Origin of the sequence: Leptolyngbya sp. FACHB-671, assembly GCF_014695745.1 — a bacterium.
In the GTDB taxonomy this organism is placed as follows: domain Bacteria; phylum Cyanobacteriota; class Cyanobacteriia; order Elainellales; family Elainellaceae; genus JAAUTN01.
In genome coordinates this window covers 50,275-60,150 of the sequence record NZ_JACJOV010000154.1, presented here as the reverse complement: position 1 = coordinate 60,150, position 9,876 = coordinate 50,275, and the positions used below count along the sequence as shown (strand labels likewise).

The window sequence follows — 9,876 nt, the reverse complement described above, 5'->3', positions numbered from 1 at the left end:
TATCGGCATCTGAGGATTGGTGGTTCTTTTCTCACAATGCCAGGAGCAGTCAGTTTCTTTCTATGGCTGCTCTTTTTTAGTTCCTCACTGCTGCGCTTAGTCTAAACTCCAGTTACAAGATTTAGAGAATCTAAAGTTTTTCCACAAAGATAATTTCAATGAAAGCACAATCAAACGTCATGCCGAAGAGCTAGTCTATGTCAAAGGCATGACAGAATTGGTTGGTGGAATATTGCGCTCCCCATCTGAGGAGTTCATGAGATTCTTGCTCAAAGAGCTTAGCAAAACCTCTCCTACTTACAAAATTGAAGGTCAAATTAACGACAAGAAGATCCAACGATTTGAGCCAATTGTTAAAAAAGCAATCCAAAGTAGTTTAGTGGAGTTGATGACTCGCTCTATTAGCCAAGAGATGAGCCATGTTCATGAAGATCTCAAACCTACAATTCAAGACGACATTGCTGAAGTAGAAGATGAAGAAGAGCCTGATGTAGAAGAATCCAAAGTAGAGACGACAGCAGAAGAATTAGAAGCTTTTGGGAAAGTTAAGGAGATCGCAGCAACTTCTAAGCTTTATCAATTAGAAGTCAAATATAGAGATGTCGTTTCTTATTTTGGTGTGAATGCAGGTAAAACTACTTGGTGGTTCCTGAGATTTTATCTGTCTTCTAAAAGAAAAAGTTTTGTTACTCGGCTATCTATTGAAGATGTCAAAATACTTGCACCCGAATTTGAGGTTCAAGAAATGTCAACTTCATTGGGAGATGCAGCATCAAGGGTCATCATCTCCTCCGTTGGCGATCTAGATAAACTTTCATCGCTCATTCTAAAATGCTACGAAGTGGAAGCAGCCAAGCACCAAGGTGTTAAACTTCTCGCAAACTAGAATTCTTCTCCAATCCTCTATATCTGAAATCACATGTCTGACCTTTGGCCTAGTTTGGCTCTTGATGCTTGGCAGGACACATACACGACCTTACATATGTGGACTCAGGTTGTGGGCAAGATTCGGATGGTGCAAACTCCCTGGATTAACCATTCCTGGCACTTGCCGCTATATCTGACGGCGCGAGGACTGACGACCACAACGATTCCTTACGGTAGCCGTGTTTTTCAAATTGACTTTGATTTCATCGACCATCAACTGCAAATCAGCACCAGCGAAGGGCAGCGACGAATTATTGAATTGACCCCACGCTCTGTTGCAGACTTTTACCGAGCAGTGATGCAGGCTTTGGCTGACCTTGATATTTCCATCAAGATCAATACCAGTCCGAATGAGGTTACTGATCCCATTCCTTTTGAACAAGACGAAATTCACAAGTCCTATGATGCAGAGTATGCCAATCGTTTCTGGCGAGTGCTGCTACAGAGCGAGCGCGTCTTGCGTGAGTTTCGCTCTCATTTTGCGGGTAAAGTCAGCCCTGTACATTTCTTTTGGGGCAGCTTTGACATGGCAGTAACACGCTTTTCAGGGCGCTCTGCACCAGAGCATCCGGGTGGTGTTCCTCACTTACCCGATGCTGTTGCTAAAGAAGCCTATTCTCAGGAAGTGAGTAGCGCTGGATTTTGGCCGGGTGCAGGATTGGGCTATCCTGCGTTTTATTCTTACGCTTATCCTGCTCCTGATGGGTTTGGGAAGGCACCCGTCCAGCCTGAGTCTGCCTTTTTCCATGAGGGACTGGGAGAATTTGTTTTGCCGCTTGATGCCGTACGCGAGGCTAACGACCCCGATCGCGCACTGATGGCGTTTCTCCAAAGCACTTACAGCGCAGCAGCAACCTTAGCAAATTGGGATCAGGATGCTCTCAAGCAAACCTGGTTCAAATAGCGGCAGTACGAGATAAGAGCGATCGCCACCTAACTTTACTCATATCCATTTATACTTGTTTGCGTGTAGAATTACGGTCTACCCAAATTTTGCTGTAGGGTGTCATGCCGCAATCAAAATGGCGAAAGCTGCTGATTGGAGAACTCAGTTGGAAAAGGCTGGGGCGATCGCTGGTCTTCATTTACACCTTTTTTATGGTGTATGTCTTTTTTGTGGCAGATAGAATGATTTTCTTGCCTCAGCCTGCCAGCTACCAGGACACAGAAAACATTCTTAAGCTGCCCGTCAGTGACAGTGAGAAGATTTCAGCCACATACCTGCCTAACCCAGAAGCAGATTACACCCTGCTCTACATTCACGGTAATGCGGAAGACCTGGGAGACATCCAGCCGATGCTAATCCGCTTGCAGAGCTGGGGATTTGGCGTTTTTGCGTATGACTATCGCGGCTATGGCACCAGTGACGGCAAACCCAGTGAACGCAATGCCTATGAAGAGGCTGAAGCGGCTTATCAGTATCTCATTCAGCAGATTGGGGTCTCTCCTGACAAAGTTATCCTTTATGGGCGATCGGTGGGAGGAGGGTCAGCCGTTGAGCTGGCGACTCGCCATTCGGTAGCCGGACTGATTTTGGAGAGTACATTCACCTCTGCGTTTCGAGTAGTGGTGCCTATCCCCATCCTGCCGTTTGACAAATTTCCTAGTGTGCGAAGGATTGCTCAGGTCAATTGCCCTGTACTGGTGATGCATGGCGAGGCAGATGCAGATATTCCCGTAGAGCATGGTCAAAGGCTGTACGACGCTGCACCGGAACCAAAGCTTTCTCTGTGGGTAGAGGGCGCAGGGCACAATGACTTTACCTGGGTTGCTGAGGAGCAGCATCAAGCAGCTTTGGTAGAGTTTCAGCGGCTGATTGAGCAATCCACTTCACTGAGCCGTCCCTAAACGTGGGATAGTGAAGGGGACTTGACCGTTTGTGCAGTCTACAACTGCTTTAGCGATCGCCCCAACTCAGAGGACACAATCATGGGAACCGCCGCTTATATTCAGGACAGTGACTTTGATACACTGCTAGCTGACGAGAAGCTGGTAGTCGTTGACTGCACGGCTAGCTGGTGTGGTCCCTGCCGTAAAATTGCTCCTTTGATCGATCAGTTGGCTGAAGAGTATGACGGACGGGCAAAGGTTGTAAAGCTTGATTTAGACCAGAACAAAGAAACTGCTAAGAAATACAGCATTCGCAGCATCCCGGCAGTGATGGTGTTCAAAGATGGCGAACTGGTAGAAAACCTGGTCGGCGTTGCCCCCTACGAGACATTCACGACTGCGGTTGAGAAGTATCTTTAGCCTAAATTGCTGATTCCGCGTCGGGGTTGGCATCTGGATCAATCCCAAGCGATCGCAATCTTTGCTTCAACTGCTCAACTTGTAAAGCAGCTTGCTCAGCGCGCTGACGTTCTTCTTGGGCGCGTTCTTCGGCTTGTTGCCTTGCCGCCATTTCCTCTTGCAAAGCTTGAGCCAATTCACCAGGAATCAGCAGTTTGTTGCCTGTGTCCTCCCGATAAAAAGCGAGCAATTGCCCATCAACTTCTACGCGAAGCTGTAGTGGTTCGCTGCGACCATCCGTGATCGGTTCATATTGCTCTCCTCGCAGGCGATAGCCCTGCAACTGCTGTTTGATCCACTCGCCCTTCGGATCAAACAGCCAGTATTCTTGCACGCCCAACTGTTCGTATAGCGTTTTCTTGAAGTGCTGATCCTGATTTTGAGTGCCCTTGGAAGTCATTTCAAAGATGACAGACGGCACCTGTCCTTCTTCCCAGATTTTATAGTTGTCCCGCCCACCCGGAGCAACGTCAAAAATTACCATTACATCAGGCGCAACCCGTAGTTTAGGAAAACCCTGGGCATAGTAAAGAAACTGGTTTCCTAATACTGTTGCCTGACGACCCTCCAGGTATTGTCTGAGAACTTCTAGCGTGACCAGCAGAGCATAGAAATGAATGTAAGTTTCTGCCACAGGTTCACCGTCGGAACTGGGATAAAAAATTTGAGCTGGTTTGGTGGTGGGGGCGATCGCCATACGGCACAGGCAACAAAAGGTGCAATTTCATCTTAAGCCAACTCAAAATTCAAAACTCAAAACTGTTCATCCCAAAGTTCGCTGTTAAGTCTAGGGTAGAGATAGATTAAACAGCGTTAGGCAAAGCTTTAGAATTTTGGCAGGAAAAGAACTCAGGAATTTGGGCATGGATATTAGAGATGGATTTGTGGGAGCAGTTGGTAACACACCACTCATTCGGCTGCACAGCTTTAGCGAAGAAACGGGATGCGAAATCCTGGGGAAAGCCGAGTTCCTCAATCCGGGTGGGTCAATTAAAGATCGGGCAGCTCTGTTTATCATTCAGGATGCGGAAGAGCGAGGCTTGTTGAAACCAGGCGGCACCGTTGTAGAAGGCACTGCGGGTAATACGGGCATTGGGCTAGCACACATTTGCAATGCCAAAGGTTATAAGTGTCTGATCGTAATTCCTGATACGCAGTCGCAGGAAAAGATCGATATGTTGAGAACACTAGGTGCAGAGGTGCGAACCGTTCCAGCAGTACCTTATCGTGACCCGAACAACTATGTGAAACTCTCTGGCAGGTTAGCAGCAGAGATGGAAAACGCAATCTGGGCAAACCAATTTGACAATCTGGCAAATCGGCGATCGCACTACGAAACCACTGGTCCCGAAATCTGGCAGCAAACCAACGGCAAAATTGATGCCTGGACTTGCGCGACTGGCACAGGTGGCACTTATGCCGGAGTTTCGATGTTTCTCAAAGAAAAGAATTCAGAAATTAAGTGCGTCTTAGCAGACCCAATGGGCAGCGGACTGTACAGCTATGCCAAAACGGGTGAAATCAAAATCGAAGGAAGCTCCGTTACTGAAGGAATTGGCAACAGTCGCGTCACCGCCAATATGGAAGGAGCACCGATCGATGACGCAATTCAGATTCACGATCCGGAAGCACTAAGCGTGATCTATCAGCTTTTGGAGAAAGACGGCTTATTCATGGGGGGCTCAGTTGGCATCAATGTTGCCGCAGCAGTGGCGATCGCCAAACAACTTGGTCCAGGTCACACGATTGCCACCGTTCTTTGTGATGGCGGCAACCGCTATCAATCCCGCTTGTTTAACCCAGAATGGTTAGCATCGAAGGGGTTGGCATGATGAGGCTGGAGTTTTGACTGTTACGAGAAATGTGTTGATTTGCCAAAACAAAACCTGTCGCAAGCAGAATGCTGCGAAGGTTCTGGCAGCATTTGAAGCACATCCGATCGCCGATGTGTCAATTACTGCGTCTAGCTGTTTAGGGCAGTGCGGCAACGGGCCAATGGTGTTGGTGTTGCCTGACGAGGTTTGGTACGCCAAAGTGCATCCTGACGAGGTGCGAGCCGTGGTTGAACGCCATTTTCGTCAGGGACAACCTGTTCAGGCAATGCTTTATCGCAAGCTGAATCGGCAGTAGGAATGTTGTAAGGTTACTCTGACTCTGAGAGAACTTGTTTTGCAAGTTGAATTTGCTCAGGGCTGAAGGCAGCTCGTTTTAGATCAAGGTCGAGGAAGGGGCGATCGCCAAATCGCCCGTCCAATCCTAGTACTTGCTGATAGGTCTGTTTTGCTTCGGGTTGTTCACCTTTGCTCCAGTGGGCGATCGCCAGCGCAACCAGTGGATGTGGATTCGTCGGCTCTAGCTCAGTGGCACGCGTGGCAGTGGCGATCGCCCAGTCATGCTGCTGCATCCGCTGATAGGTGAGGCTGAGGTTATAGTAGGCAATTTCGTTATCGGGCTGCAGCGCTGCAGCCCAAGCGTGAGTGATAGCGGCAGTGGTCAGGTCGCCGCCCACCAGGTAAACAATTCCTAAAGCATTGAGGGTAGGAACATCTTGCGGATTTAGGTAAAACGCCATCACCAGTGCATTGGCGGCTTCCGTCTCTTGCCCTGCCAGGTGCAGTGTCCAGCCTAACAGTACTCGACCGGAGACGTTTTGGGGTTCCAGTTCGACGGCTTTTTGGAGAGCGGCGATCGCCTCTGGAAACCGTTCCTGCTGCCGATAGGCTAAGCCCTGCTGCCGATACTCACCTGCTGAGGCAGCCCAGACAGGCGACGGGAGCCAGCTAACCGCTAAAACCAACAACGACAGATGTTGGCAAGTTAAACGGCGAATGGTTGAGCTTAAGGACATTGTTGGCGCTGCTTTGAAGGAATTCGTTTGTACTCCAATAAGACTATGCCTCGAAACGCCTGGTTGACTGACAAATCTTCTGATGTAGGTTGGGTGAAACAACGTGCAACCCAACACTCACCCAGATTCTGTTGGGTTACGCATTCGCTTCACCCAACCTACGAGATAACTTCTCAGAACCCAGGACGTATCAATTGTTAGCCTGTTGGCAGGTGCTCAGAACATAAATTTGCAATCTTACTGAAGATAGCTTCGAAATTAAGTTTTGCTTGATGAAACTCCGACACATCCCAGTCAGGAACATAGTCTTGGTCAAGCTGTGTCTGCTTTAAATATGTGGGGTATCGAATCTCAATCTGTAAAGCCTCAACGTGAGGCATTTGCCCATAATGCTGCGTAATATACCCGCCACTAAAAACTTTATTACGAACAACTTGATAGCCACTTGCAGAGAAAGCAGATTCAACAGTAGAGATTAAAAATTCGGAACAACTTTGCCCATTGACATTGCCTAAGCAGACTTCGTCAACAATCAACCCCAAGAAACTGTGTAGATCTAACAGATAGACTCGACCAAATTGGTCAATCATCTGATTGAGTAACTCTTCTAGCTGCCTATGGTATGGATAATAAAACTGCTCAATTCGCTCTTCAATTTGCTTTCGAGACGGAGTGTTCTGGTAGAGCAGTGTATTGAAGGCAGTTTCTTCAGGAATAACCGATCGCCAAAAACTACCAAACAATGGATTTCTAATCGGTCGATTTAGATCAACAACGTAGCGGCTACAAACAGCTTTTAGGACTGTGATACCTAGATTAGGCAGAAAATCATACAATCTATCGAGATGCCAATCCTGATTAGGAAGATAGCTCTCGAAACTTTTGTTCAAAGCTTGTGCAACGTCCCTTGGTATCACTAAACCACTGTGAGGAAGACTCGCCACAATAGGGCGGAGTTTAGTTTTAGGTGAACAAAGACGAAAAGCTTCTGTCATTAATATTACTAATACCTAGTACAATTGCACCCTTTCTTGGAAATTCCATGAGCATTGCGGAAAGGCTGTGCTAATTCAAAAACGAAGCAAGTTAACAATTCCATCGATAAAATCAAAGCGTTTGGAAAGACAAGGAGTTAAAGTTAGCCCATTCCTCCTTAATTCACCTCCTAAACGATGCGATCGCGCGTTAGAAAAGGCAAATCCACGACCTCCCCTGTTCCAGCCCCAACATTAACCGTTAGCCCTGCCCCTCCTGCTTTGGTGCGAACGTAGGCTAGTCCCAACAGTCCTTGCTCGGTTTCAATCAGACTGGTGAGTTTGCCGACTTTCTCCTCACCAACCAGTAGCGGTTCACCGGGAATTGCAGATTGACTGAGTCGTACTCCCCAAAGCTGCTGTTTTACGCCTTTATATGTATCAAGGCGGGCGATCGTTTCCTGCCCAATGTAACAGCCTTTGCTAAACGAAATAGTGCGCCACAGTCCTGCTTCCAGAGGATTGTAGTCTTCAGTGAGTTCAGAATTGGGCATGGGGCGGCCCTGCTCGATTCGCAAGCGTTCCCAGGTCTGTTCGCCTAGCGGAACTGCGCCTGCTTCGGTGAGTTGTTGCCAGAGAGCCGCTGACTGCTCGGCATTCGCAATTAGCGTGTATCCGGGAGTTGCTAGACCGCTACCCGTGGCGATGCGGGTTTCTATCCCAGCAAGATTGACTAGATGGTGAGTTGCGTGAGGCTGTGCAATCGCTTCATCCAGCCCAAGTTTTTGCAACAGCGCATCACTTTCATTTCCCAGCAAACTGAAGGCGGCAGTGGTGTCCGTGATGTCCTTCAAGTCTACTTTGTCAGCAAAAAAGATAAACCGATCCATCCATTCGATCAAGTATTTGCGGCGGTTGGGGGAAGTCAGCAGCAGCACAACATCCTCTAGCGCATAGGCGGTTACGAGGTCGACAGTGCGTCCGGTAGAGTTGACAAATACGGTGTCACAACCTTGCCCAGGTTGAAGACGATTGAAATCGTTGGTGGTCTGGTTGTGCAGAAAGCGAATGCGGTCATCACCAGAAACTAGAATACGTCCCCAGTGGGAGCGATCGCATACTGCCACGCCCGTTTGTGCTGCCTGAAGTGCTGCTGCTTCGTTGCCAAAGCTACTCGGAACGGAAGTCCCTGCAACCTCAACAAATACTGCACCTGCTGCTGCCTGGAGGTTTCGTAATTCCTGATTCATGCTGCTTTTCTTGCGCCTGCGGTCAAACTATCTGTCCGGATCTTACCGAGTTCGGACCCTTATGAGTTGGCGATCGCAGACAACTCGTCAAAAACCCGTCCAACAAACTGCTGTGCTTTTGCGTCCAACTGCTGCCAATCTACATCGCCTGTCTCGTCGATCAGGTTAGTGTCAATTTCAACGACTTCAGTTTCGCCTGACTCCAACTGAGCATAATTTCGAAAACAGATCTGATAACACAGTTGCCACAGATCGACGTTGATTTGATGATCGTGCTTTTGGAGACAGAGTTCGTAGCCAGGGTAAGGTTGAGGCAATCGAGCTAACTGTTCTTCGATATCAGCAGCTTGTTCAGGTGTGGCATCAGCGAGCTGTTGTTGGAGGTGGAGGGCGATCGCCTTTGTTTCTTCGGGAATCCCCTCAGCCCAAACCTGCACATCTCGATAGGTGCCTTTCCAGGAAGACTGCTCTAGCTGTTTGCGAATATTGTCGATGACCCGAATAAAAGCAGGCTGCATTAATAGCTCAGCCTGTTGCCATGTTTCAGGATTGGCAAATTTTGGCATTACTTTAGCAGGACAGTAGATAAAAACAATTCAGAATAATTCGGCAAGAATTTTTCTAGAAGGATACTCTCATAATCCAAGCTCAATTCCCAAGCAGGATTAACATATAGCAACTCTGTTACAGTTTATTTGCCATAATTCCTCTGCTGTAGGGCGTGGCATTCGGTATGCGAACCCAAGAGTAGATCAAGAGCTTTTGCTCCAAATGCTACACCCCTACATGAGAATCAGCAAAGTGTTAGAAAGTTATAATCTCATCCAAAAAGATGAACCAATAAACTACAACAAGTAACGAACATTCCTAATCAACTTTACCCACAGCTTTGTTTACATCTGCTGGTGTTTCAAACTCTTTATCTGGCAGTTGATTCAATACCGAAATCAACTTGTCATCTGCTCCATGACCTTTAGCATGTTTAATTAGGTTCTCTTTATCGACTGGATAATCGATCCCTTTAAGGTGCTTTTGTAATTGAATTGGGTTGACAGAAGCCATTTTTTAACTCCCCTTAAATGAAGTAATTGAAGCGATAACCAGATCAGATCGTAGACTGGTCAGTTACGCCAGAACCTCGTACTCAAGAACCAGCTTCAACCCCCACTTGCTCTGCCTGAAGGTGGAGGCAAATTTCAAGGTTTAGTACTGGAAAGAAGTATCAGAAAGATACTTCTTTTACTGAAAGGTGAGATCTCAGAAAACTCTCCCAATGTTAGAGGTTGATGAGTGCAGTTCTTTTTAGGGTGAAGTCATAGTTTTTTGCAGTAATTGAGTAGAGCAATGAATCCATCTGTTTTAATGGTTTTGGTTTTGGCGTTGGTGTTGCTGAGCGTGTTATCTCCCTTTTCAGCGCTGGCACTGTTGATGCTTGTTTTGTTTGTGCCGACGCTGCTCTGGGCTGTGTGGACAGTGGTACAGAGCTTTATCCGGGGTGAGGCTGAGGGTTGAGAATCTGACTGAAAATTGAGCGAGAAGGGGGTGGGGGGGATTGCCACGCATTCCAAATTTAAAGTTTTATGATGGG

At 47.5% G+C, this 9,876-nt stretch carries 13 protein-coding genes; 7 read left to right on the top strand and 6 right to left on the bottom strand.

Annotated features, from left to right (window positions below; all coding sequences use genetic code 11):
* Nucleotides 1-208 precede the first annotated feature (208 nt).
* From H6F93_RS28070 to trxA, 4 genes are all read left to right on the top strand, one after another.
* Entirely contained in the window at nt 209-886 is a 678-nt protein-coding gene (locus tag H6F93_RS28070; protein ID WP_190688272.1) for a hypothetical protein, read from the top strand.
* Nucleotides 887-919: 33 nt separating this feature from the next.
* Entirely contained in the window at nt 920-1,831 is a 912-nt protein-coding gene (locus H6F93_RS28065; protein WP_190688269.1) for a DUF5996 family protein, read from the top strand.
* A 104-nt stretch (nt 1,832-1,935) separates the two neighbouring features.
* The gene (locus tag H6F93_RS28060; protein ID WP_190688265.1) at nt 1,936-2,775 is read left to right on the top strand and encodes an alpha/beta hydrolase; all 840 of its coding nucleotides are present in this window, start codon (nt 1,936-1,938) and stop codon (nt 2,773-2,775) included.
* A 21-nt stretch (nt 2,776-2,796) separates the two neighbouring features.
* Nucleotides 2,797-3,177 carry a thioredoxin gene (trxA, locus tag H6F93_RS28055; protein WP_242043659.1) on the top strand — a complete coding sequence of 127 codons (381 nt, stop codon included), beginning with the start codon at nt 2,797-2,799 and terminating at the stop codon, nt 3,175-3,177.
* A gap of 1 nt (nt 3,178) precedes the next feature.
* On the opposite strand, the gene H6F93_RS28050 is transcribed toward trxA, so the two are convergent.
* Nucleotides 3,179-3,913 carry a Uma2 family endonuclease gene (locus tag H6F93_RS28050; RefSeq protein ID WP_190688260.1) on the bottom strand — a complete coding sequence of 245 codons (735 nt, stop codon included), beginning with the start codon at nt 3,911-3,913 and terminating at the stop codon, nt 3,179-3,181.
* A 166-nt stretch (nt 3,914-4,079) separates the two neighbouring features.
* Between H6F93_RS28050 and H6F93_RS28045 the strand changes: the two genes are divergently transcribed.
* On the top strand, nt 4,080-5,048 hold the full coding sequence (locus H6F93_RS28045; RefSeq protein ID WP_190688257.1) for a cysteine synthase A: 969 nt from the start codon (nt 4,080-4,082) through the stop codon (nt 5,046-5,048).
* 13 nt (nt 5,049-5,061) lie between these two features.
* Nucleotides 5,062-5,346 carry a (2Fe-2S) ferredoxin domain-containing protein gene (locus H6F93_RS28040; RefSeq protein ID WP_190642533.1) on the top strand — a complete coding sequence of 95 codons (285 nt, stop codon included), beginning with the start codon at nt 5,062-5,064 and terminating at the stop codon, nt 5,344-5,346.
* Nucleotides 5,347-5,359: 13 nt separating this feature from the next.
* Here the strand turns inward: H6F93_RS28040 and H6F93_RS28035 are convergent, their stop codons facing one another.
* The 5 genes from H6F93_RS28035 to H6F93_RS28015 all read right to left on the bottom strand — a co-directional run bounded on the left by H6F93_RS28035 (nt 5,360) and on the right by H6F93_RS28015 (nt 9,350).
* The gene (locus H6F93_RS28035) at nt 5,360-6,064 is read right to left on the bottom strand and encodes a tetratricopeptide repeat protein (RefSeq protein ID WP_190688254.1); all 705 of its coding nucleotides are present in this window, start codon (nt 6,062-6,064) and stop codon (nt 5,360-5,362) included.
* 197 nt (nt 6,065-6,261) lie between these two features.
* Nucleotides 6,262-7,059 carry an N-formylglutamate amidohydrolase gene (locus H6F93_RS28030; RefSeq protein ID WP_190688250.1) on the bottom strand — a complete coding sequence of 266 codons (798 nt, stop codon included), beginning with the start codon at nt 7,057-7,059 and terminating at the stop codon, nt 6,262-6,264.
* Between the two features lie 170 nt (nt 7,060-7,229).
* Nucleotides 7,230-8,288 carry a CAF17-like 4Fe-4S cluster assembly/insertion protein YgfZ gene (gene ygfZ / locus H6F93_RS28025; RefSeq protein ID WP_190688247.1) on the bottom strand — a complete coding sequence of 353 codons (1,059 nt, stop codon included), beginning with the start codon at nt 8,286-8,288 and terminating at the stop codon, nt 7,230-7,232.
* Between the two features lie 59 nt (nt 8,289-8,347).
* Nucleotides 8,348-8,854: a hypothetical protein gene (locus tag H6F93_RS28020; protein WP_190688244.1), complete on the bottom strand. Its 507-nt coding sequence runs from the start codon at nt 8,852-8,854 to the stop codon at nt 8,348-8,350.
* Nucleotides 8,855-9,155: 301 nt separating this feature from the next.
* Nucleotides 9,156-9,350, bottom strand: a complete 195-nt coding sequence (locus tag H6F93_RS28015; RefSeq protein WP_190642529.1) for a DUF2795 domain-containing protein — start codon at nt 9,348-9,350, stop codon at nt 9,156-9,158.
* A 282-nt stretch (nt 9,351-9,632) separates the two neighbouring features.
* Here H6F93_RS28015 and H6F93_RS28010 point away from each other — a divergent pair, with 282 nt between their 5' ends.
* Entirely contained in the window at nt 9,633-9,800 is a 168-nt protein-coding gene (locus tag H6F93_RS28010; RefSeq protein WP_190688241.1) for a hypothetical protein, read from the top strand.
* Nucleotides 9,801-9,876 lie beyond the last annotated feature (76 nt).